This is a genomic window from Sphingobacterium sp. GW821-FHT03E03 (assembly GCF_059420745.1).
The window spans coordinates 74,815-100,882 of the sequence record NZ_JBWKUH010000008.1; the positions used below are offsets into that span (position 1 = coordinate 74,815).

15 protein-coding genes are annotated in these 26,068 nt (G+C 42.0%); 1 reads left to right on the forward strand and 14 read right to left on the reverse strand.

Annotated features, from left to right (window positions below; genetic code table 11):
• The first annotated feature begins 18 nt into the window (after positions 1-18).
• The gene (locus AC07UV_RS11660) at positions 19-3,984 is read left to right on the forward strand and encodes a hybrid sensor histidine kinase/response regulator transcription factor (protein WP_495183861.1); all 3,966 of its coding nucleotides are present in this window, start codon (positions 19-21) and stop codon (positions 3,982-3,984) included.
• 117 nt (positions 3,985-4,101) lie between these two features.
• Here the strand turns inward: AC07UV_RS11660 and AC07UV_RS11665 are convergent, their stop codons facing one another.
• From AC07UV_RS11665 to AC07UV_RS11730, 14 genes are all read right to left on the reverse strand, one after another.
• The gene (locus AC07UV_RS11665) at positions 4,102-5,427 is read right to left on the reverse strand and encodes an MFS transporter (protein WP_495183862.1); all 1,326 of its coding nucleotides are present in this window, start codon (positions 5,425-5,427) and stop codon (positions 4,102-4,104) included.
• A 102-nt stretch (positions 5,428-5,529) separates the two neighbouring features.
• Positions 5,530-7,839, reverse strand: a complete 2,310-nt coding sequence (locus AC07UV_RS11670; RefSeq protein WP_495183863.1) for a family 65 glycosyl hydrolase domain-containing protein — start codon at positions 7,837-7,839, stop codon at positions 5,530-5,532.
• 20 nt (positions 7,840-7,859) lie between these two features.
• Positions 7,860-8,507: a beta-phosphoglucomutase gene (gene pgmB, locus AC07UV_RS11675; protein ID WP_495183864.1), complete on the reverse strand. Its 648-nt coding sequence runs from the start codon at positions 8,505-8,507 to the stop codon at positions 7,860-7,862.
• A 33-nt stretch (positions 8,508-8,540) separates the two neighbouring features.
• A complete protein-coding gene (locus AC07UV_RS11680) occupies positions 8,541-10,400 on the reverse strand; it encodes a glycoside hydrolase family 13 protein (RefSeq protein ID WP_495183865.1) in 1,860 nt (619 codons plus the stop codon).
• A 9-nt stretch (positions 10,401-10,409) separates the two neighbouring features.
• Entirely contained in the window at positions 10,410-11,426 is a 1,017-nt protein-coding gene (locus AC07UV_RS11685; RefSeq protein WP_282253229.1) for a SusE domain-containing protein, read from the reverse strand.
• A 111-nt stretch (positions 11,427-11,537) separates the two neighbouring features.
• Positions 11,538-13,130: a RagB/SusD family nutrient uptake outer membrane protein gene (locus AC07UV_RS11690; RefSeq protein WP_495183866.1), complete on the reverse strand. Its 1,593-nt coding sequence runs from the start codon at positions 13,128-13,130 to the stop codon at positions 11,538-11,540.
• A 42-nt stretch (positions 13,131-13,172) separates the two neighbouring features.
• Positions 13,173-16,139, reverse strand: a complete 2,967-nt coding sequence (locus tag AC07UV_RS11695; RefSeq protein WP_282253227.1) for a SusC/RagA family TonB-linked outer membrane protein — start codon at positions 16,137-16,139, stop codon at positions 13,173-13,175.
• A 65-nt stretch (positions 16,140-16,204) separates the two neighbouring features.
• Positions 16,205-16,456: a hypothetical protein gene (locus AC07UV_RS11700; RefSeq protein WP_495183867.1), complete on the reverse strand. Its 252-nt coding sequence runs from the start codon at positions 16,454-16,456 to the stop codon at positions 16,205-16,207.
• 196 nt (positions 16,457-16,652) lie between these two features.
• Positions 16,653-17,663 carry a LacI family DNA-binding transcriptional regulator gene (locus AC07UV_RS11705; protein WP_495183868.1) on the reverse strand — a complete coding sequence of 337 codons (1,011 nt, stop codon included), beginning with the start codon at positions 17,661-17,663 and terminating at the stop codon, positions 16,653-16,655.
• Positions 17,664-17,930: 267 nt separating this feature from the next.
• Positions 17,931-19,769 carry an alpha-L-fucosidase gene (locus AC07UV_RS11710; RefSeq protein WP_495183869.1) on the reverse strand — a complete coding sequence of 613 codons (1,839 nt, stop codon included), beginning with the start codon at positions 19,767-19,769 and terminating at the stop codon, positions 17,931-17,933.
• Positions 19,770-20,030: 261 nt separating this feature from the next.
• Positions 20,031-21,539: a glycoside hydrolase family 32 protein gene (locus AC07UV_RS11715; RefSeq protein ID WP_495183870.1), complete on the reverse strand. Its 1,509-nt coding sequence runs from the start codon at positions 21,537-21,539 to the stop codon at positions 20,031-20,033.
• A gap of 64 nt (positions 21,540-21,603) precedes the next feature.
• Positions 21,604-23,208: a glycoside hydrolase domain-containing protein gene (locus AC07UV_RS11720; RefSeq protein WP_495183871.1), complete on the reverse strand. Its 1,605-nt coding sequence runs from the start codon at positions 23,206-23,208 to the stop codon at positions 21,604-21,606.
• Between the two features lie 43 nt (positions 23,209-23,251).
• Complete coding sequence (locus tag AC07UV_RS11725; protein WP_495183872.1) at positions 23,252-24,358, reverse strand: SGBP N-terminal domain-containing protein; 1,107 nt, start codon at positions 24,356-24,358, stop codon at positions 23,252-23,254.
• A gap of 25 nt (positions 24,359-24,383) precedes the next feature.
• Positions 24,384-26,066 carry a RagB/SusD family nutrient uptake outer membrane protein gene (locus AC07UV_RS11730; protein WP_495183873.1) on the reverse strand — a complete coding sequence of 561 codons (1,683 nt, stop codon included), beginning with the start codon at positions 26,064-26,066 and terminating at the stop codon, positions 24,384-24,386.
• Between the last annotated feature and the right edge of the window lie 2 nt (positions 26,067-26,068).

Genomic DNA, 26,068 nt, shown 5'->3' on the forward strand with positions numbered 1-26,068 from the left:
AGAGATACATTATCAATTTTGCGCGTAATAACCCTTATACTTATCCTCTATCTCCTACTTGTATGGACTAACCTACAGGCGCAATCGTTCTATTTTAAAAATTATCAACCCCACGATGGTCTTTCCAATAGTTCTGTTAAGTGTATTACACAAGATACCCAGGGCTTTCTTTGGCTAGGGACAAGAAATGGTCTTAATCGTTTTGATGGCAATCAATTTAAGATATTTAGGCACAATGCTTCAGATCCTACAAGCATCGGGAGTTCGTCTATTTTAAGTATCCTGACCGATAGCAAAGGTATACTATGGGTGGGAACGACACGGGGGACCTATTGTTACAATCCGGTGAAAGAAAACTTCCAGCCCTTCGATAGAATACCGATTGGAGAGGTAAATGCCATACATGAATATGCCGGTTTTATCTGGTTGCTTTCCACGGGAAAACTCTATCGTTATAATCCTTACACGACAGAGATCGTTCCTTTTGATCAAAACAAAAATACCCTAGTGGCCATTACCAGTAGCAAAAAAGGCGGGCTGTGGACCACAGATATTAACAGTACGATAGAACGGTATCAGGTCAACGAAGGTAAGTTTGTTCAAATTGCACTCAAAAAAATAAATCGGAAAGCACTGGCCAACACAAAGACCGTCTACGCCATCAACGACTCCCTGCTCATGGTCGGTACCATCAATTCAGCCTACCTGTTTGATTTTAAAAACGGAACATTAAAAAACTTATTTGCAAACCATTACCCAAAAAAAGTCATCCAGGCAAATTGCATTATCCAACAGACAGAGTCGGTATACTGGATCGGAACAGAGACAGGAATATATACCTATAACATTCATACAGGTCAGAGCCAACACATCAAAAAAGATCTGCTCAATCCATTTGCCATATCGGACAATGCTGTTTTGAATTTCTATCGGGACAGTGAAGATAACATCTGGTTTGGAACATTTTTCGGCGGTTTTAACCAATACAGCAACCAATTCGACAATTTCAAAAAGTACTTATATGGATTTGGAAAATCTGCTTTATCAGGGAATATCGTACATGATATAAAAAAAGATAGCTATGGAAATTTCTGGATAGGCACAGAAGATGGTGGTCTAAACAAAATAGATGGGCAAACACAACAGATTCAGCATTTTGTTGCCAATGGAAAAAAGGGAAGTATTGCACATAACAATGTCCATGGTTTGGCAACAATAGGCGATGAACTCTGGGTAGGCTCCACAACACATGGACTGGATATACTCAACGTAAAGACCGGAAAATTAAAAAAGCACTATGACCGCATCGGTAGTGGCCCGCTACAAAGCAGCTTCGCCGTTTGCATCTTTAAGTCCAGAGACAACAGCATGTTTGTAGGGACAGACCGCGCATTATATGGCTACAATAAACACAGTGACAGTTTTGACCTCCTCCCCATTAAAGCCTGGATACAAGGGATTTACGAAGACGAATATGGTATACTTTGGGTCAACACTTATGGCAGTGGAGTCTACCAGTATAATCGTGGCACGGGCGAGATACAACATTTAAGCTCTGAACAAGGTAAACGGAATACACTCGTCAATAATTACGTCAATGGCTTATTTGAAGACAGTAAAAAAAATCTGTGGTTTTGTACGGAAAGCGGTCTCTCAAAATACCGTCGTGATGGACATTTCACCAACTATCTGACCGAATCGGGTTTACCTTCCAATCAAGTATTTAAAGTATTGGAAGACGATAATAACAGTATATGGATATCAACAGGTGGTGGACTGGTCAGACTGGACGGAAATCTCCCCCATATGGTCATCTATACATCGAGAGACGGGCTTCCTGCGGATCAGTTTAACTATAATTCAGCATTTAAAGATAAGGATGGTACATTATATTTTGGAACCATAAAGGGAATGGTAAGCTTTAACCCGACAAAATCCATTAAGAATAGCTTTATTCCGCCTATTTTCATTAGCGACATTCAGATCAACAACGAGAGCATACCAGTTCGTGAAAATGGCATACTGAAACAATCCATCTCGCTATCAAAAGAGATTCAACTGTCCTATAACAGTTCCAATATCAGTTTTAATATCGCAGCCTTGAGCTTTGTTTCCCCAAAAAGCAATGCCTATCGTTATATCATGGAGGGTTATGATAAGGGCTGGACGGATATTACAGGCAACCAAAAAATATATTACAATAAACTTCCTCCTGGAACCTATACCTTTAGATTTAAAGGAGCTAACAATAATGGAATATGGAATCCAACTGAAAAAGAACTACGTATTGTGGTATCGCCTCCCTGGTGGTTGTCTTCATGGGCCTACTTTGCTTATTTCTTCGCTGTTAGCACGATTGTTTTATTGATTTTAAGATATTACTTCCTGCTTATTAAGGCAAATAATGCCCAGAAAATGGATAACTATGAACGCAAAAAAGAACAAGAAGTATATAATCTTAAGCTTGAATTTTTCACCAACCTCGCCCATGAGATCCGTACGCCGCTGACTTTGATAAAAATGCCACTCGAGAAAATAATCCGCACACGACAATTCACGGATAGCGAAACAGCAAGCGATCTTGCTCTCATGGAGAAAAATACAAGTAGACTTATCCGTCTCACCAATCAACTTTTAGATTTCAGAAAAGCAGAAACAAATAATATGAGCCTTATTTTCACTAAAACGGATATTAACAGTTTGTTGTCCGATGTATTCAATGATTTGAACTCCCTGGCAAAAGAAAAACTGCTGCATTATGATCTTTCTTTGCCCCGTATTACACTAACAGCCTTTGTAGATGAAGAGGCTCTGCGCAAAATTCTCACAAATTTAATTCATAATGGCATAAAATACGCCGACAATCATGTTCATATCAAGCTGCTTCCATTCAACAGTGATGATATCATGTTTAATATAGAATTTCGAAACGATGGCGAAATCATCCCTTTTGACAAAAGAGAAAAGATATTTGAACCATTTTATCGCCTGAATGAATCTGATAAAGATACTGGTACTGGCATTGGTCTTCCACTCTCCCGCTCACTTGTGGAGCTTCATCAGGGTTCCTTATCGCTAGTTTATACCGAAGAACAAAGAAATATTTTTCTGCTTTCACTTCCTATCTTCCAGGAGCAGTCGCTCGATATCAAACCTTTTCTCCAAGAGAATTACAATACTGAAGAACGCGGAATGTATGCCAAGGAGGAGGAAACTACTGAAAAACCGGTGATTCTTATCGTCGAAGACAATAAGGAAATACTTGCCTATCTCAACAAGGAACTCAAAATAAACTATACCATTCTAAGAGCTAACAATGGAGCTGAAGCTCTTGAGATATTGGACCGCGACAATGTACAGCTTGTTCTGACAGATATCATGATGCCTATAATGGATGGCATTGCATTATGTAAGCGCATTAAGACAGATATTCTCTACAGCCATATTCCAGTGATATTCCTGACGGCAAAAAACGCACTGGATGCTAAAATTCAAGGGCTGAAGATCGGGGCAGATGCTTATATTGAAAAGCCTTTTTCCATGGAATTTTTAATGGTACAGCTACGTAACATTTTAAACAATCGAAAAATAATTAAAAATTATTTTACCAACTCTCCAAGTACACATTTAGCCGAAATTAATGTTTCCGCGCCAGATAAAGACTTTATAAGTTTGCTCAATACCATAATTTATGACAATATCTCAGATATCGATCTAAATGTCGAAGAACTTGCCAAGTTAATGAATATGAGTCGTCCGACTTTATATCGCAAAATCAAAGGGCTCTCGGACCTGACACCTAATGAACTAATCAACATATCACGTTTAAAGAAGGCAGCCGAATTGCTTACCCAGAAAGAATATAATATTACACAGATCTCCACGATGGTAGGCTACACCGTACAGTCAAATTTTTCCAGAGATTTTCATAAACATTATGGGATGCCACCTAGTACGTATATAGTCGAACACAGTAAACAATAAAAGGAACTACATTTTTACCCGCAGTACTTATTTTTATAAGAAAATTGAAAACCAAGTGAGGGTAAACAAAAAATAGAAACGTTCTTGGTTGCGAACGTTTCTATCCTTCATCTTTATTTACTGCTTACTTTTTGGAACAAAAAAAGCAGCTAAAAACATAAATACCCCAGCAAGTAACAAGCCATAAATCGACTGGCTATGAAAGAAATATTTTATAATCATACCACCAAAAAAACCACATACGATCTGTGGTAAAGTTATAAAAAAATTAAAAAGCCCCATATACACGCCCATTTTGGATACCGGCAAATGGTCGCTTAAAATGGCATAGGGCATCGCTAAAATACTTCCCCAAGCAATTCCAATCCCAATCATAGGCAAAATGAGCATATTGGCATCCTTGATCAGAAAAAGTGATATCAATGAAAGTCCACCGACCATAAGACCAAAAGCATGTGTTCTGCTGCGTCCATAGCGCCTGGCGATCTTCGGAATAAATAAGGCATAAATTGCCGAAACCCCATTATAAATCCCAAACAGTACACCCACCCAATTAGCGGCTTCCATATAGAGATCCGTACGATCCCCTTCTTTTAAATAGAATACTGATTCAGCGATAGCTGGCGTGCTGTATACCCACATCATGAATAACGCAAACCAGGAAAAAAACTGAACCCAACCCAATTTCTTCATAACCTGCGGCATTGCTTTGATGTCCCGCAAAATTGTCCGTAGCCCAAAAGCCGTACTGTTTTCTTGAACCTGATCAATATTTTCAGTGAAAGACTGTAGTTCTTTGGGGCTATATTCTTTTGTTTTTAGAACAGACCACAACACCGTACACAAGAGCACAAGTCCACCGGCATAGAAAGAATAAATCACATTTTCAGGTATAGGACCAGCCGCTGTTGTTCCAGAAAAGCCGAAGTACTTGGTAAAAACATAAGGCATTAGCGAACCAACTACTGCCCCCACGCCGATAAGGAAGGTTTGTATAGAAAAGCCAAGACTACGTTGACTACTGGGCAAGTTGTCTCCAATTAAAGCCCGAAAAGGCTCCATCGTCACATTAATCGACGCATCCATAAACATCAGTAAGCCAGCTCCAATCCATAGCGGTGGTAACAACAGCGTAAACATCGCTGCATTCGGCATCAGAAAAAGTGTCAATGTTGTCAGCAACGCTCCCACCAAAATATAAGGTCGACGGCGTCCAAGCGCTGTCCATGTACGGTCGCTATAGTGACCAATGATCGGCTGAACAATCATGCCGGTGATCGGCGCCGCTAACCAAAATAACGATAGATGTTCCACATCAGCGCCAAAGGATTGCAAAATACGTGAGGCATTGCCATTCTGTAAGGCAAAGCCCATCTGTATACCTAAAAACCCAAAACTCATGTTAATGACCTGGCTTATACTTAGTTCAGGTTTATTCCCCATAGTAGGCTATCAAAATTTAAAACAAAATACAATTTAATTACCATTTTCAGTTCCATCTTAGCCAAGCGCGAGTGTCATCTTTGCCAAGCTAAAAAAACTGCATTACTTGACCTGCAGTACCTCTCTCGTACTATTTGCAGCCAAAGTAAATGCATCCACTGCTGTCAAAATATTGACTGTTAAATCGCTTTGGTTTTCGATCAGGTAAGACTCGTTGGAAACCGTGATCAACAGGCTTGCCCCACGAAACAGTACACGAAACTTATATCCTTTCCATTCAGAGGGCAGCATTGGATTTAAATACAGCTGTCCATCTTTTATACGCATACCTGCAAATCCTTCAACAATTGTCATCCATGTACCGGCCATTGAGGTAATATGCAATCCATCCTCTGTATCATTATTATAATCATCCAGATCCAGACGTGAGGTTCGCAAATAGAACTCATAGGCTTTGTCGGCTTTATCAAGTTTGGCCGCCAATATTGCATGTACACAAGGAGAAAGCGAACTCTCATGCACAGTAAGTGGTTCATAAAATTCAAAATGGCGTCGCAGCGTATCATCGTCAAAGTGCTCCTCCAGAAAATAAAAGCCCTGTAGCACATCTGCCTGCTTGATATAACAGGACCGCAAGATGCGATCCCAGCTCCATTTTTGATTGATGGGACGCTGTGAAGGATCCAAGTCCGCTACCGCAATCAGTTCTTTATCCAAAAAACCGTCCTGTTGCAAATAAATCGCCCTTTTTTCATCATAAGGATAATACAATTTGTCGATGATATGCCGCCAACCTGCCCTTTCATCTTGCGTTATATCCAATCTTTCCACCACTGTTGCATAAATCTCCGGAGCCGCTGTTCTACATTGTTGTAAACAGTTTAGTGTATATTCCAAACACCAGGAAGCAATTCTATTGGTATACCAGTTGTTATTGACATTATTTTCGTATTCATTCGGTCCGGTGACACCCAGCATGACATATTGTTTTTTTTCCGAACTCCAATTGACCCGTTGTGCCCAAAATCTACTGATCGCAATCAATACGTCCAAACCATGAGACCAGATATAATCCGCATCTCCGGTGTAGCGTACGTAATTATAGATCGCAAATGCGATCGCTCCATTGCGATGTATTTCCTCAAAAGTTATTTCCCATTCGTTGTGGCATTCCTCACCATTGATAGTTACCATGGGAAAGAGTGCTGCTCCCTTATTAAAGCCTAGCTTTTCGGCATTTTCGATGGCCTTATCCAGCTGCTGGTAGCGGTACAACAATAAATTACGAGCAATCTCCGGTGATTGCGTAGCCAAATAAAATGGGATACAATACGCTTCGGTATCCCAGTAGGTAACACCGCCGTATTTCTCGCCCGTAAAACCTTTTGGGCCGATATTAAGCCGTGCATCTGCACCGGTATAGGTTTGATTCAGCTGGAAAATATTGTAGCGAATGGCCTGTTGGGCGGCAACATCACCAAAAATCTCAATATCGCTTTCTGCCCAAATTACCTGCCATGCGGCAGCCTGTTTTGCCTTAAGCTGCGCAAAACTATCTTCCCCTAATTGAGCTAAACAAGTCGTAGCCCCTTCCTTTAACTGGTCGACAGCATGGTTTTCAGAGGTGACAATTGCCACTCTTTTCTCGATACAAAGTACCTGTGACTGGACTAGACTCGTGATATATTTCTCAGCCATATAACCAGTCGTTGAAATGAGGCTCTCCGCCTTAATCTGGTTTTCTGGCCCTACGACATAGGTTTCCAATGCAGCACAGGCTACAAATCCGGTCTTTTTGGTCTGTGCAGACATAAATACACTTGTACCCTGCTGTCCCTGAGCCAATGGTTCCCAGAATTTTTCGTCGTAATTACTATCTCTATTCGCGACATCGGCATCCAGAAAAGAAATCACCTGCAATTCCATAGCGGTCGACAGCGCTTGTAGGTTATATTGCAAAGAAGCTGTTTCGGGCGCAAAAAGATGATACATGCGACTGGCCTCCACCTTTACCTCCGCTCCATCAGGCATCACAGCAACAAAACTGCGGTGCAAAATACCCCGTTTCATATCCAACCGGCGTTCAAATGAATTCACCTTAACTTTCGCCAGATCTAATGGCTGGCCGTTGACCGATATCGTCAGTCCGATCCAGTTGAAAGAGTTGATTACTTTAGCAAAATATTCAGGATAACCATTTTTCCACCAGCCTACACGGGTTTTATCCGGATAGTAAATGCCTGCAAGATAAGAGCCCTGTAAAGTCTGTCCACTAAACTGTTCTTCAAAATTGGCCCGTTGCCCCATACGGCCATTGCCGATAGAAAAGATACTTTCCGAAAATTCATTATGATCCGGTCTAAACTCATCTTCTATAATTTGCCAAGGATCATGCTTGATATATGTTTTCATACGTTAATTGCTACTATAATTTAAAATTTGTCTACTAGCGCCCTTAGGTCGGCTACTATGCCATCCGCTCCCTTTAAGTTATCGGCTTTTCCAACACCGATAACCTGCATACTAGCAGCCTTAGCAGCATCGATGCCGGCCTGAGCATCTTCGAGCACCAGACAAGATTGAGGTGCTACCGCCAAAGCCTCTGCCCCTTTCAGGAAAACCTCAGGATCTGGCTTAGATGCCTGAACAGCATTTCCGTCGATCAAAGCATCGAAATAATCCACAATTCCGGTTTTCTGAAGTATGTTCAACGCATTTTTGCTGGCCGATCCCAACCCAATCAAAATATTCTTTTCGCGAAGCTTATTGAGCAGATCGAGGCTACCGGGAAGCAGCTGCCCTGGATTGAGCTGTTCGATCAGGCTCAGATACCATTGGTTCTTCTGAACCAGCAGCTGCTCTTTTTCCTGTCCGGATTTTTCCAATCCGGCCCATTTCAAAATAAGCTCCAGCGATTCTACTCTGCTCACACCTTTCAGCTGTTCATTCTCCGCATGCGAAAAAGTATAGCCCAAGTTCGTTGCCAATCTATGCCATGCCTGAAAATGATAGACTGCCGTATCTACCAACACACCATCCAAATCAAATATTACGGCCTTTACAGTATTATAATTAATCATTGAAAAAAAGAACTTTTAAAATCTTAAGTTGTATTAAAATGTTAGGTCAAGTACTTTGGTCTCGTAAGCCCTCAGCTTGATTTTTTGATTAACGGGTGTAATTTTTTGTTGTGTAATAACGTCAACATAAGCTTTCGTTCCCGTATTTCTTTCAGTAAATCGGTCCAATTTGACCTCTTTTTCCTGATCGTTGCAATTCATGACAACCATCACAGTTTGCTGATCATTGTAACGGAAATACACATAAACTCCATCTTCAGGTACATATTGCATGGTTTTCCCCGTTTGCAACACGGTATTTTTTTGACGGTAATTGGCCAGACTGCGCACAAAATTCCACATATCCTGCTCTGCTGCTGTCCGTCCCCCGACTTTAAACTTATCGACCTTGTCGCCAGCAAAGCCACCTTGAAAATCTTCTCGTAACAGGCCATCGGGATTGGAAAAGTTTTTCATGAGGATCTCGGCACCATAATACAGCTGCGGAATCCCTCTTGTTGTCAGTAGCCAAGCCATAGCCGATTTATATTTTTGTATATTTTCCCCTATGACCGAGAAAAAACGGTCTTTATCATGGTTATCCAAAAAAAGAACATTTCGATCTGCCTGCGGGTACTGGTAGTCAGATGCCAAAGTGCTATAAAGCTTATTTGCTCCCGCTGTCCATTCGTTTTTTTGATTAAGCGCATCCCCAATTGCATAATTCAGTTGAAAATCCGTCACCCCCATCAGCTTCGAGTCGACATCTTGTCCCACACGCTTCCCGCCTAGAAAATAGGCTTGGTTCGCGACACCATGTACCCAAGTTTCTCCAAAAAAGGTAAAGTTGGGATACTCCTTTTGAATACGATCGGTCCATTTTGCCATAAAATCCAAGTCATTGTAAGGATAAGTATCAATGCGAAACCCATCAATGGCCGCTGTTTCGATCCACCAGATATGACTTTGGGTCAGATAGTTCTGTACATACGTATTTTGCTGATTCATATCTGGCATAGTTGGCACAAACCAACCTTTAACCATCTTCTTTTTGTCATCTGCCGACGCGTAGGGATCAAAAACAGTCTGATCCTTGTAAGTAGTCTGAGTATAGTTCGGCCACTCATTGAGCCAATCCGCCATCGGTTTGTCCTTCACGGTCCAATGATAACTGCCGATATGATTGGGCACTACATCAAAGATCAGTTTCATCTGACGTTTATGTAATTGCTCTCCCAGCTGCACATAGGTATCATTACTTCCAAAACGTGGATCTATATGATAAGTCTCTGTATTTGCATAACCATGATACGAGGCCAAAGGCATATCATTAGTCAATACCGGTGTCAACCAGACGGAGGTCACACCAAGATCCTGTAAGTAATCCAATTTACCTATTACACCTTCCAGATCGCCACCATGACGCAGATACATTGAATCCCGATTCAGGCTCATGTCCAACATGCCTTTTACTTGATCATTTGTCTTATTGCCATTTGCAAAACGGTCTGGCATGATCAGATAAATCAAGTCCTTACTGGTCACTCCCTGTGCTTTGATACGCTGATCCCTTTGCTTGAGCTCGTATCGATAGGTCAACTTTTTCTTCCCCAGGCTAAAAGTAAACGTAGACCAACCGGGTTGAGCAGCCGCTTTTACCTTAACATCCAGAAAAAGGTAATTGGGATTCTCTACCCGATTTACTTTGAGCAATTCTATTCCCCTGTCATCCACCTGAACGTCGCTCTTGCCTATGTGGGGTCCATAGACAACCAACTGTACTGTAGGTACCTCCATCCCTGTCCACCAGTTCAGCGGTTCCACACGTTGGATGGATTGCCCCATCAGGGGGCTCCATCCGAGGCTAGTTAGTGCCACAAATACTGTGGTAAATCTTATATTTCTTTTCAGCATATGCACAATTTATTTCTTGGTCAATGTATAAGTATTTGTATTAAGGTCGAAGACAATAGCATAGCTGCCAGCGGTAGTCACCATAATATCTGCACCACCGGCGATAAGACTACCATTTACACCGCCAAAATTGGTTCCCCAATCGTGATTTTTACGAAACTTGAGGGCACCTGCGGTGAGATTAACGGTTAGTTTCCAGACCTGATTCGCATTGTCATACTTCATGTCGGTATCCGCTTCCCAGCCTTTTGGTGTAGCACTACCTATTACACCCCAGCTGTGATCTTTGTATGTAATGGTATTAGCAGTGGTATTGATTTCAAGCTCGAGATTTCCTGCACGTGGTGCTTTAATATTTCCGCCGCCATTATATACAATCTTCCCCGCCTCAGTCTGACCATAAGAATTAGCCCAATTGCGTTCAGATGTAAGCTTAAACTCTAAATTCGCTTGGGGGAAAAAGATAATCCCGCTATAGATCCCATTACTTGTCGGCGAGATCAGCGATTCTGCTGTCTCCGGAACCCATCCCTGATAGGCTCCGACAGCATATAAATAGCTTGTCGATGCATAGGGACTGGCTTTTAACCCGGATAACGCAGAATATACCGCAGCGATTTTGCTGTTGATGCTGGATTTTACGCGGACATCAAAGTCCGATGTCACCCCTGTCGGAACGCCCAAAGCAAGCAAATAACTATTTAGTTCATAACCAGTAAAACCCATTGCAGTACGTCCGCCGGGAATTACGACTTCCTTCACTGTTTTAAAATTGTCCCCCTTGATACCAAACTGTAGCACATTGGCCACTGCTGCCTGATAGCCAAAATCGGCTTGTATCAATGCAATATGTAATACCGTATCGTTTGCGTTATTTTTGGACAGGATCAGACTATTTTTATCCAAAGTCAATGCCGCTGATTTCACCGCATCTGTCGCGTTCAATTTAGCCTGTGTTTCGTCTTTTTTACACCTTTGGAAAGTTGCCAGTAGCAGCACCAATCCTATATAATATATTATTTTCATCTGTAAACAGCTATTTATTATTTTTTTTAAATAAACACCTTTAACCCCTTATATTTATTTGTTCTCCCATCGCTCTGATAGGAGCTGCGAGATTAAAGATTCATCATTAGGTTAATTGTAGCCCGGATTCTGAACGAGATTCGCATTGGCGATAATATCTGCGGCGGGAATCGGAAATAGATTTCTGTAGCTTGGTACCGCCTGACCTGCCAACATACCACCTTTAAATGGCCACAGGTAACTGTCACCCGTAAATTTACCGTAGCGAATTAGATCCGAACGTCTAAATCCCTCCCAATACAGTTCTTTTACACGTTCATTAAGGATATCGTCCAAGGAGATATTCGTTAAATTGCCACTGGTATTACCATAGGCCCTTACACGCAATTTGTTTACATAATCAAGTGCCTTAGCAACTGTTCCGCCTGTACCGCCACGAAGGGTAGCTTCTGCATAGATTAAGTGCATTTCTGCCAAACGGATCAATGGGAAATCTACCGAAGCAACAAATCCTTCCGCTGCAACGGGAACCGTATTATCTTTGTTGACATTGCGGAATTTGGTGACAGCCAAGCCCTGTTTATAGACAGCAATGTCCTCAATTTTAACGCTAGCGTTTAAATGGAACATGGCGCGTTTATCTGTTGCGCCAGAATAGTCGCCAAAAATCGTAGCAATATTATCGCGGGTTCTGTTGCCTGCCCAGCCACCACCGGGTACACCAAAGGAGCCCGGATTCATCGTTGCGTCGATCGCAGCATTGATCAGGTAGGTTGTACCACCCTTACTTTGGGTCTTGGTACCATCATAAGGTAGATAAAAGATAAATTCAGGATTGTTCAGGTCATTATCTGCATAAAACAACTGCCGATAATTCGTTCCTAAACTATAACCCGAATTCAATACTTTTTCGGCATAGGTAATCGCCTCTGTATATTTTTTAGTGCCAGTCCCTAGATAGACTTCGGCATTGAGGTATAGTCTGGCCAGTAGTCCCCAAGCCGCAACCTGGTCTACACGACCATAAACATTCTTTTTACTTCCTTTAAGCTGATCTGCCACAGCCAACAACTCTTTTTCCACATAGGCAAAAAGATCAGGCCTTTTGATCTGTGGCGGGGCAACTTTGCCCACAGCGGTTTCCTCCGTCACAAATGGCGGATTGCCAAATAGGTCAAGCAATACCCAATAATTATAAGCGCGTATAAAGCGGGCTTCAGCACGATAGTAAGCGATTTCAGCTTTATCGGCTTCCGAGATACCGCGTTCACTCAGCTTTGCATCGGTGCTTTCTCTCAGAAATTCGTTTACCAGTGTCGCGGTATATACACAGCGTGTATAGAGGCCCCGCAGCATAGGATTGCTATCATCAAAATTGAGGTAATCCAAACCGCTGATTCCGGGATCGTTCAGCCAGGCGCAGGCGGCTTCGTCGGTCGTCAGCTCCTGTGCATTCCAAAAAAGACGCAAAAAGTCGGATGTCCCCGCATCCAAACCACCCAGATCTGTATTATTTGGGCCTGAAGTGCTCGTTAATGTCAGTGAACCATACAATCTTGCAAAAGCCTGTGTATAGCCAGTAAAATCTTTATAAGCCACTTCAGCAGTCACATCATTGGTGGGCTTGAGATCCAAATCTTTATGGCAACTTGATAGCGCCAGTGCTAACAAACAAGCCGATATATATTTATTTAATTTTTTCATTTTATGCGCAGTTAAATACACGATTTAAACATTCTTCTTTTCCTAAAAATTGACATTGATACCCAATACATAGGTACGTGGTCGTGGATAAAAACGGTCATCAATACCATTGGAGATCTCCGGATCTACACCTTTATATTTCGAAACAGTGAAGACATTCTGCACCGTTGCCGAAATCGAAAGATTCGCTTTGCTGTTTCGAATAAATTGTCCAAGCTGATACGAGACATTGATATTATCCATTTTCAGAAAAGAGGCATTTTTGATATAATAATCACTCTGAAGCTGTTTTTCTTTGAAATTGCTATTCAGAAAATCTACTGGTGCATTGTTGATCACCAGGGAAGCCTGGTCAATGACATTGTAGCTGCTGCCAAAATTGGAAGACACGTTGTCGTACACATAGTTATCCAAATTTGCGCGTAGTGTCGTTGCCAAGGACCATTTCTGGTAAGCATATGCAGCTGTAAATCCCAATAGATATTTTGGAAGCGGTGATTTGTACATATAACGATCACTATCACTGATCACTCCATCACCGTTCCGGTCTACATACAAACCCTCTACTGGTTTTCCCTGTTCATCATATACCTGCTGAAATGCTCTAAAACTATAAGGGGTGTAACCTACCTGATGGGCCTGAATATTATTGCCTGTCCCACCGCGGATACCCCCCGTTTCAATCATAAAATTCGGATCATCGGACAGGGTCAGGTTGGTGACTTTACTCCTGTTGTAAGTCAAGTTGAAGCCCAGATCCAAGGTCGATTTCTCCGATTTGACAGGGACAACATGCAGGTTCAACTCCAGCCCTTGATTCTCCATATTACCGACGTTGGTCAACAGAAAATTGCTAAAGTTAGACCCCACAGCTATCGGAATAGTACTCAAAAGATCCCTGGTCTTTTTCGAATAGTAATCTACACTCCCGTAGATACGGTTGTTGTTAAAACCAAAATCAATACCTGCATTATATGTTGTGGTGCTTTCCCAGCGAATATCACCATCATAGACCACGGGTGAATACAAATAATAGTATTCATTTCCAAAACGATACATGGACTGATTACCCCCGATTGTATAATTAGGCAAGTAAGAATAATTGGCGATACCGTCCTGCTGTCCTGTTTTTCCGTAGCTTAGACGGAACTTAAGGTCCGAAAGTGCAGCAATATCTTTCAGTAAGCGCTCATTTTTGGCGCGCCAAGTAAAACCTACAGAAGGGAAATATCCCCATCGGTTATCGGGACTAAACCTTGAGGAACCGTCGGTACGTAAAGTTCCAGAGAGTACATAGCGATTATCATAGGTATAGATCAAACGACCGTAGTAAGAGATTAATAAGTTCTCGGGTCTATCAAAAGGAAGATTGACTGATGTCAGTACCTCACCAGCCTCATTGGTCCGATCGAAATTATAAGCTTTGGTACTGTTTTTATAGTAGCCATAGCCTAGTGTCGCGTCTATATTACTTTTTATTTCCGGTAATTCCTTATCATATTTCAAATAGAATTCAAGCGTTTTGTTGTTAATATCCGTTTTATATTCCGTGCGTTCACCACCTTCATTAAAATTACGCGCTGCAATCGCCGGTGTAAATGTATTTCCCTTAGACCGGGCCAGATCGTAGCCTACATTTAAGTTAGCATGTAATTCCGGAAGGAAGTGGAAACTATAGTCGACTTTCGCGTTACCAATACTTCGGAAGACATCCCCTTGATCTTTGCGTAGCTCCAGCAATGCCAATGGGTTTCGGGGGGCATTGGGATTTGGCTTTCCGCCTTGTATCCATTCGAAATAACCTCCAAAGCTATTTTTGTCATCCACATAAACGCGTTGTGTCGGATCGAATTGAATGGCCGAACCAATGGCATCCTGTGTTGCGAACCTGGATTTTGACCAGGTACCACGAACATTCACATCTAAGGAGAGGTGATTGTCGAGAAATTTCGGCGTCAGAGCCAAAGCTGCTGTTGTCCTTTTAAGGTTATCATTTTTCAGCACCCCATCCTGATTCATGTATCCCGCTGAAATCCGATAAGGCATGTTCCCGGCTTTGGAGGCAATATTGATGTTGTTGTCCGTGGTAAATGCATTGCCATAGATCACATCCTGCCAATCAGTATTGGCCTCCCCCAGAAGCTTTTTCATGGCATCGGTTCCATTTGTATTGACATAGTCGCGAATCTGATCCGCTGTAAGCAGGTCCACTTTTTTACCTACCGTGGCCAAGGAATTTTGTGTCGAAAAATTGATTTGCGTGCCCGAACGACTCCCTTTTTTTGTTGTGATCAGAATAACGCCATTGGATGCCCGTGAACCATAAATGGCTGTTGCGTTCGCATCTTTCAGAATGGTAAATGTCTCAATGTCATTGGGGTTGATAAGGCTTAAGGGGTTAGCTACGCCCGATACAGATCCACCAGCTAAGGGAACACCATCTACAACGATCAATGGATCATTGCTGGCATTCAATGAGGCACCAGTACGAATACGGATCGTGCTACCTGCTCCCGGTTGACCACCGCTTGTAGTGATCTGTACACCGGGGACTTTACCCATAATTAATTGCTCGGGTGAAGAAATCTGTCCCTTTTGAAAGTCTTTGGAAGTAACTGTACTGATCGAACCAGTAAGTTCACTTTTTTTCTGCGTACCATAACCGATCACGACCACTTCTTCCAATTGACTTGCATCTGCTTTGAGATATAAGTTTAAGGGATTACTGCCATCTTTTACCTGAATCAAGGTATCGAGTGCTGTATAACCGACCATGCTTACTTTCAGCCGTAATTTCCCAGCTTTCAGTCTATCCAAGCTAAAATCCCCGTTGGCATTGGTAGACAGTGATTTTTGAATCTCCTCGAAACGCAGTGTCGCGCCTACCAAGGAAACTCCTTTTTGATCCATTACTTTTCCCTGAAGCGTGGCTTGCTGCGCAAATGCCGTGGCACTCACCCCGAGTAACATGTTCAAGGCCCAAAATGGACGTAATAGCTGTTTGTTCATAAAATAACTGTTTATTTATTTAGTTTAGTTTTGTTCTCACCCGAGCTATGCACCTGATCAGATGCTCATATTTTTTGATTGGACTGTTTCAGATAATCGGCTAAAGAATTACCCTCCCACAGCAGGCATAGTGCCTGCGGTAATCTAAAGCCAATGAAGCGTTCGCTCCACAGGCCATTCCCCTTTGCCTGATCAAACGGAAGCAGCGCGTTTATGCGTACCTGTTCAGTAGTTATATTCTCCTTTTTATTTGCATGTGAAGACAAAAGGATAATCATCCAGAAATACCCTATTAAGTGAGAGATATGCTTCCCCATCGATAATTAGCTTTGATTGGAAGAGATTATGGGAACGTTCCCGAAATCAATGTAAAAAGAAATCGCTTTCAAGCGATTTGCTGATTTACCCTATCCAATGTTTTACACAAATTGATTATTTAATTATCACCGGGAATGTTCCCGATGATAAATCAAAGCTAAATAATGGTTCAACGAAAACCAAATATTTTTTGATTTATTTCAAGCTAGATTTTTGAAAAATAAGCTGAGAATCAAGATAAACCGAATTAGCAAACTTTTCATTACTGGGGTTTTCCATCTTATCCAGCAGGAATTTTGTAACCAATTCTCCCATCTCATAGGCAGGTTGTTTGACAAGGCTGAGTGCAGGATCTATCAAATCTGCAATATCCAAACAAGAAAAACATATTATTTTCAGCTGTTCGGGTATATGTATCTTTAACTGTTTTGCTACCCGTATGCTGGAGATTGCAAGTCGTTCAACCGATGCGAATATGGCATCGGGTTTTTCCTGTTCGATAAGGTTTTTTATATCAGTCATATTCTGTTCAGCATCATTGACCGTATCCAGGATCAGTTTGGGGTTAATCTGAATTCCTGCCTCCAAAAGGGCTTTCTCGTACCCATCTTTACGCACTTTACCAATAGATATATTGGGATCTATAGCTAGGTAAGCAATTTTTTTGCAGTCATTTTCAATCAAATGCTTCGTCGCCAGATAAGCTGCTTCCGCGTCGTTACCGGTCACATAGCCTCCTTTCCAGTCATCGTAGGCACGGTCGAAAAACATGACAGGTATCCCCCGTTCTTCCAGTAGCTGGATATGCGAATGATCTTTTCCTTCGCCAGATGCCGAGAGAATCACTCCATCAACGCGTCCATTAGCCAGCGAGCGTACAATAGAAGCTTCATTCTGAACCTGATGATCAGTCACATAAATTAACGTATGATAACCTTTAGAACGTGCCACAGCCTCTATCCCTTTAATCGCCTGCGAGAAAAATTTATTCCCAAATTCAGGAATAATAATTGCAATTGTCAGACTCTTATTCGCTTTGAGACTGCTCGCGTACACATTTGGGGAAAAGCCTATTTCCTCGGCCATAGCCAATATACGAGCTTTGGTAGCTGGATTAATATCCACATTATCCCGAAAAGCACGGGAAACCGTGGATTTTGACAAGCCTAGTCTTTTGGCCAGATCTATTATAGTTAATTGAGACATATCAAGGTTTCATTTGCTATTGTGTGCTTCATAATTGCTTTATGCAAATAACGCAATTATCCTTCCAGAATAAAAAATTCTTTTCCGGTTTCGCTACTTTAATTATTGATCATATCATGCCTCATTTGCCAAGCTTCCTTTTCAGATATATTAACATATTTTTTAAAGACAACTTTATACAAAACAGCCCCAGCAATATATATTTGCCGGGGCTGCTCTGGCTCAACTGTTAAAAACAGTCGGTACAATTGTACTTATCCTATTAACTTATTCCTGCACCGGCACCAACGTAAGCGATGCAATCTCTGGCAACATATCACCTTCAATTGCCGTTGCCTGTAATGTAACCCTGGTGCTCGGCTCGCCGATAACCTGCTGCGATACTTCAACTGTACCCAGTTCCATCTCTTTAAATCCTTTTCCATTTTCCGTACCAAAAGCAAATGGAAGCTGCTGTCCAAGTGCCGAAAGTATCACCTTACCTTTATGTTTTGCATTTGGCAAATAACTGATCAATACACGGTATTTACCTGGTTTTTGGATTTTGATGTCCCAATAGATCCGGTCATTGCTATCTTTCCATTGTCCGATGGCATTTGGACGATTGGGGTCATGTGTCGTTGCACCAATGATTTTAAGTCCTTTTCCATCTAGCAATTTAGCGTTATTTGCATTCATCACAATACGTCCATCCGCCTGAGTCTGCGTCAGATTCTCTTCCACATATGGTTTTCCCTGAATTTCGACAAGAATTACCTTCGGTCCTTTTTCAATGTCGAAAGCATCAACTGGAATCACAGGTCTCCCCTTATCCACCACAACCTTCAGCTTGTTTTTTGGATTTGCCAACGCATAGGCAACAGCGACTTTGTTTTTGATCGGTAGATCAATTTTTCCGCTGGCAGGTCGATCAAATATATGTAAATACAATTTACCTTCTTTTTGCGTGCAATAGCCCCAGTCCAATGCCTGAAAAGGACTTGCTGTGGTACCATAGATTGCCTCCTTATTGATCTGCATCCAATCACCTATACGCTCCATAATTTTAATCGCTGGTGCAGGGATAGCTCCATCCCCATCAGGCCCTACATTGAGCAGAAAATTACCACCTTTGCTTACCGTTTCTACAAATAATTGCATGATTTTAGGAAAGCTCTTCCAATTTTGATCGTGCGCACTATAGCCATAACTTTCGTTCATTGTATGGCTAACCTCCCAATCCATGCCCGGAAGTCCCGTTGGCGGAATATATTTTTCAGGGGTTCCAATATCACCATTTTTGTTTTCTAACCCATCCCAAAACCGGTTGTTGATAATGATATTGGGCTGCCATTTGATCAGATCTGTCAACATGCGTTTTGTTCCCCAAGCCTCACCTTGATGCTGTTTGCTGCTAAAGTCAGGCCAGAGCATATCCAGTGGACCGTAATTCTGAGCAAGTTCTTTGACCTGCCCATAGAGATATTCCTTGTAGCGGTCATGATCAGGTTTATGATTGTCTGTGTTAGGATTCAGATTAAAAGCTTCGTAGGAATCTGGATGCTGCCAGTCGAGCAAAGAATAATAAGCACCTACTTTCAGTCCCTCCTGACGAAATGCGGTCATGATCTCTTTATATAAATCCCTACCTTTGGGGGATAAGTTGGCACTTCCTGTAATCTCATTTTTTACAGCATATGGTTGCTGGCTATTAAATAGGCTAAAGCCTTCATGATGTCTGGAAGTCAATACCATATATTTCATTCCTGCTTTTTTAGCCAGACGTGCCCAGGCTTTAGGTTCAAACGAACGTAGGGTGAACTTTGGTTTCAGCACCGCAGCGTACTGCTTGCTGGGGATTTTCCCCCAGGTCTGGATCCATTCAGCGTAATGTTGAGGATATTGCTTTCCTTCAAAACTACCTCCAGCAGCACTATACAGCCCCCAGTGGATAAAAAGTCCAAAACGTGCTTCTCTAAACCATTCCATCCGTTTATTCTGGCTTTCGGTCCATCCGGGCACACCTTCATAAGGTATTGATTTTGTCTGGGCAAATGATCCCTCGGTCATACACAAAAGCATTCCCACTGCCGCTGCGCATTTCCATTTAAAAAAATTAAGTGTCATTATTATATTGTGTTATACATAAAAGTTCATCGCAAAAGCGCCTTCGCTAAAAAGTAAATTGGCGTTACAAATTAGGTCTAGTATTTGTCATCCCGCAAAACAACTGTTAAATATATCAAATCGAAACTAGTCTTTAAAATTATTCTAGCTAATCAGGTATTTATTTTACAATGTGGTAGTAACCTGATTGCGATCGGCTTAGGCTATAAAACAAAGGGGCCTTTTTTTAAAAAGGCCCCTTTGTTTTTATGCATAAATTGTTTATTTGTCCCTGAATGTGGCAATATTTATATCCCGAAATATTAGGTTATTATCGCCCACTATACGTATCCGTGTCATTGGTTCCTCTGGAAAAAACAAGCTTGTCATTGCGGTTAATCCACCGTCAGCAAAGAGCTCTACAGAACTGACATCGATATATAGGCTTAATGATAATGTTTCGCTTTTGGATAGTCGTCCTGCTGTGCTTCTTTTTGGGAAATCTGCATTGAAAGCAATTTCCCCAGATTTTGAACGATCAATATAATATGCATCCTGATCTTTGGCATAACCGACAACCAACTCATTTCCAATAGCATTAGACAAAATAAGTTTAAAATTCTGTACTTTTAGCTTATTGATCTCCAACCGAAATGCTTGCGACAGCTGCTCCTGTACAGTGAGCTCTTTGGATTGATTTGCCTGATATTTTTTTACAGACTGAAATGCTTTAGTCACCTCGGGTGCTGCATTGCTGCTTACATAATATTTTTGATTTATCTTTTGCAAAGCTAGTTCACGCGGGATTGTCGAAGATGAGCGCCAGTGCGTCGTTGGCACCACATTGGCATATTGCCAGTTGCTCATCCAACCGATCATCAGGTGCCGCTCTCCTAAATTGCTCCAGGTTACACCCGCGTAATTATCTGGTCCCCAATCCAGCCATTTGATTGATGTATCTGCTGGCTGGAATTGATGCCCATCGAAATCACCTACAAAATACTGTGTTACCGAACCACCATTGGGGCCTCCCGGATTGATGCTGACCAATAATACCCATTTGGTTTCACCTTGATATTTCATTGGAATCAGGTCAGGACATTCCCAGACTCCACCATGTGCTCCCCCTTCCTTACCAAATTCGCTCTCCTTTTTCCACTCTTTTAAATCTTTGGATGAATAAAAGGTAATACAATCTTTAGTTGCCAGGGTCATAATCCAGCTTTTTGATTTTTCGAACCACATCACCTTTGGATCCCGAAAATCCCAAATCCCTGGATTTGGCAATACCGGGTTGCCTTTATATTTGGTCCAGGTTACTCCCTGATCCAGGCTATAGGCCAAACTCTGATTTTCGTGTAGACCGGTTTTACGGTCTTCCTCTTGATGATTATGATGCGTAAAAATAGCAACCATAGCCCCCTTTCCAAAACCAGCGGTATTATTCTTATCAATCACTGCACTTCCCGAAAAGATCGTTCCCAAGCTATCGGGATACAAAGCAATTTTTTGTTCGTCCCAATGAATCAGATCCTTACTAATGGCATGCCCCCAGTGCATGGGTCCCCAAACAGATTTTTCGGGGTTATGCTGAAAAAAGAGATGGTAATTCCCATTAATATACACCATTCCATTGGGATCATTCATCCAGCCCTGTTTGGGGGTAAAATGGAAGATCGGCCGGTATTTTTCAACAGCCTGATTCATGTCTCGCTGTCCTACTTGAGCAAAAGCTGAACTCAACAAACTCGCAAAGAGCATGATGGTTCCATATTTCTTTATTCTATCCATATCTTATTAAGTTTTATATCACATTATCTTCACCGGGCCTTATCCGATAAAATAATTAAAATTCTTATGATTTCTCTACTTTCAATGTATTGACTTTGATCGTACCCTGATCTGCATAAATTGTCCAGGGGTTCTGATCCATTTTATAGATCCGATTGGTAAAAGCAACGTTATTATTTACGTAAACCACACAGATCGATTTCTCGATTACAATTTTTACATCAAAGACCTTATTGGCAGGCACAATCAATGGCGTAAAATTAAGTTCTGTTTTACCGGCGGTTCCTTCTAAGCCCGTTTCTCGATTCATAAATAGTGCAGGCATACCCCAACGGTTTGAAGACGTCAGATCAAAGGCAATACTATACAGCTCCGAAGGATTGTCACATGCGCCAAAGGTGAAACCGAAATGATCTGACTGCGAAGCATCTATTGTCAGCGACATTTTAACGCTAGCTGTATTACGGTTGAATCGTGCATAACTTCTTGCGCCAGACCGTGCTGTAATATTGTATGTTTTATTATTTTCAGAAACATTTCCAACTGCATTCAGCTTTTCAAAAGCCAGTTCTTTATTAAACTTATTGTTTATTGCAGCAGGAATAGTTGGATACAATCTCCCCGTCGGTCCCTGAACTAATTTATGCGAGATTAAACTTCCTGACCAAGGTAATTCATTGTTGCTGTTCACCGTCTGACCTGTTGAACACCAACCCGAGAGATAGCGCATCGTTCCATCCGTAGCTGTCTTGCCAGCATATAGAAATAAACCATCGAAAGTTTCATGATGACCATCTGCATCATGACAGATCCTCCAGGGGCCATCCGGAGATTCAGCAATTCGATAAAAAGTCTTCCGGTGCTCATCCCTATTTATCCGTGAAAATGTTAAATACCATTTACTGCCCATTTTAAAGATATCTGGACATTCCAATATTTCAGCATCCGTTTCAATCTCATGTTTACCTACTGCGGATGCTGCAGTCGCTAGCAGCGGATCTATGATAGACCAGCTGTTTAGATCCGTGGATACATACCGTGCAATCGCCCCTTTGCCATCCTTACGGGTCGTGACCAGCATCACATAGCTACCGCGACTTTCGTCCCAGTATACATGTGGATCCCTAAAATTATTCTGGTCATAGCCCACGGCGGCCTGTATTTTCTCCACAGGCTGTTTCGTCCAGTTCAGCAAGTCGGCCGATGTTGCGACCATCACCTTTTCAGCCGGATTCAGGTTACCGTTATGACCAGTATAAAAACAGTAGTAAGTCTGACCTCTCTTAATAAAGCTGCCTGTTCCAATCCATTCATCCTGACTTCCGGTAGTGCCAGCAGGCAATATTTCCGTAAAGCCTTCAAATGTTGCATAATCACTGGTTTTGGTAACATAGATCGGGTGGCGATTTGCATTTTCGTAGAGATAGAACAAATAGTACTTTTTGTCATCGGTATTATAATAAGGCATTGGATCACCGACAAATCCTTGCTGCGGCTTATAAAAAGTCTGAAACAGACCCGTCTCCTGTACCATGGTACAGGAGGTGGACCGGTCTACCGAAGCAGGGGCATCAGGTTTGTCAACAGGCAGGGTCTGATCCCCACTTTTACAGCTCGTCAGCAACGCTATAAAGCATAATGCTGGAAATAAATACAAGTTAGTTTTCATTTAAAATCTCCTAATAAAACCATATTCCAATTATTTACTCCGGCTATTCTTTTGGCAATGCCTTCAACTCGTCCCAATACATCCGCTGGGTCGGGAAAACCACCGGTTGTCCATTGGGATGTTCATGGGGCATTACAAGAATATTATTGATGTTTGCTGTTCTCCCAACAGGAATTTCAAAGATCAATTCCTGCCATTCACCGACATGTGCTTTCACATACCTTGCCCGTAGCCAATCTTTATTCTGTTCGCCATCCGACTGGATCTCCAGCTGTACATCTCCTTCCACATCCTTCAATATCATGATAGAGAAACGGTTGTACGCTGCGGGGTTAATATTCACCTTATTGGCATTCCATAATGCGCCACCGTGCCAGCCAGCTCCTGTTTCAGCATCTCTGATAAAGGATGCACAGAAAGGAGTGGCATTGGTACCTTTCGTTTTTGGATTAGAATAAGGTGAGTCTACCCCACTTACACCCAGACCATCAAAATGCGGTACAATAGTTTCACCATTATAAATTGTCAGTACCTGCTTTGGTTCCTCGCCGAGTATGGCCGTTACGGTATATTGAAATGTTTGCCCCATATAGGTAAGCGTATATTTTACTGGGGAACTCAGATTCACAAATTCGCCTAGTCCCGGTGCAATGCTTGCTCCCGATGTAAACTCGACAGATGGTGTAAGATTTTTCAAATCTGTTCCCAATGGTAGATAAATTTTGATTTGCTTATTTTGCTGGTCAATTAGTCCTGAGCGGTCTCCGATACGAAAAGCCGTTATTTCCGCCTTTATTTCTCTGACAGTAACCTGATAAGTATTATATAAATTGCCGTTATATACACGATATGTAACTGGTTTCGTGGAAGAAAAGGAAAAATTTTGCGCCATGCCCGAAGCTGGAGATACCCTCGCTTCACCCGGCAATACAATTACAGGAGCAAGCGCTGATAGATCTGTCCCTGCCGGTACCAGCACGCTGATGCTGCCTTTCTGCTGATCTATCGTCCCTATGGCCGTACCAACTTTAAAAGACAAGATGTCTACGTCCGCATGTAGATCAAGAGCGCTTTCAACGTCCTGTTTACAAGCTGAAAACAACCCTATAAGCAGAAGCCCCAATCCGATGTTATATTTTAATGTTCTCATTGGTATAAATTGGTTAATATGTTAGTTAATATCCCGGATTCTGCTTGTATAGGTATTTGCTCAGCCTGATTTGTGCTTCCGGAATAGGCAAATATTCACTCTTATTCGCTATAAAATGAGCTGCGGCATAATAAGAACGACGCGATTTCTCTGTTTCATAATAAGCATTCATGGTCTGTTCTGCGATTCCCCAGCGTACCAGGTCGAAGAAGCGACCATTTTCCATCGCCAATTCCAGACGACGTTCCGCACGTAAAGCCTTCCGTGCATTCTCCTCATTCCATATAATGTTATCTCCATTTTTATAGGTTTCTACCAACATTTTATCCGTTGCATAGCCCGTCATGGTTGCACTATTTTTTGCACGGATACGTAACTGGTTGATCAGCGGTAAAGCTTCGACGGGACGGTGCAATTCAATCAGCGCCTCAGCACGCATCAATAGGACATCGGCAACACGCAGGACAATACGGTTTTTTGTATTTGCAAAGAATGGTGCCATCGGAACAAAACAATCGCAATCTGGATCGACATTCTCCTTCAACGAAGCATACACTGAATAGTCCGCAGGATTGCGGTTCCAGCTCTCCTCGTAAATGCGTTTGGTATTATATTTATAAGGTAATCCCGGAATTGCCACAGTATGGAATAACCTTGGGTCGTATTTTTCCGATGCATTGAAGCTATTCAATGTATTGTAATTATCAAGCGGTACCCCTTTTCCCGTTGTACGGAATGCGTTCACCAAATTCTGGCTAGGTTTGTTGAAATCACAACAGCCCAGACCCATCGGTACAGAAAGCAGATCCGAGAAATTCACACGGCCGAATTTCGTACCATCATCTTTTGAAAATTGTATTGAAAACAGTGCTTCAGTACCATTTTCATATTTCCCCGGCAAAAAGTTAAAGGCAAAATCTGCTTCAAGAGCATGGTTTGATGCAAGTACGATGTCCGTATTCTGCAATACTTTTTCCAGATCTCCCGGATTGATTCCAGTTAGCGCATGTCGTTCTTCGTTATCCTGACGATAGGCTTTGTACAGATATGTTTTAGCAAGATAAGCCGCCGCCGCAATTCGATTGGCACGACCGACTTCCGTTTGTACAGCTGGCAAATGATCTACTGCATATTGAAAATCATCGACAATCTTTTGCCAGAGCGCATCATTGCTCAATGCTCTATTTGATACGGTCTCATAGCTATCTACCGGTACATTTTCATCAATATAGGGTACATATTTAAAAAGCGTTTTGAGCATAAAATAGAAGTGTCCCCGTAGGAATTTCGCTTCGGCCAACTTCCCCTCCTTGCCATCAAAATTGTTCATTTCCTGAATCGTTTTGATGGTGGTATTAGCCCGTGAAATAGCAACATAAAGCTGAAACCACAGTTTATCCACCTCCGCAAAATTGGTCGTGACATTACTGGAGACCTCAAGAAAATGGAACGTCTGTATATCCTGCGGTCCCGATCCACCTTTATATGCATCGTCAGATCGTACTGTACCATAAGGCCATAAGCTAAAAGGCACATCATAATGGTCATTGCCTAAAGCTGCATAAGTGGCTGTCAGTAATCTTTCTGGTTCCTTTACCTGATCGGAGCTCAGTACACCATTAGGTGTCTGATCCAAGAACTTGGTGCATCCGGACAGCAGCCCTGCAAACACCATCATTATCGCGATTTTATTGGTTATTTTTTTCATTG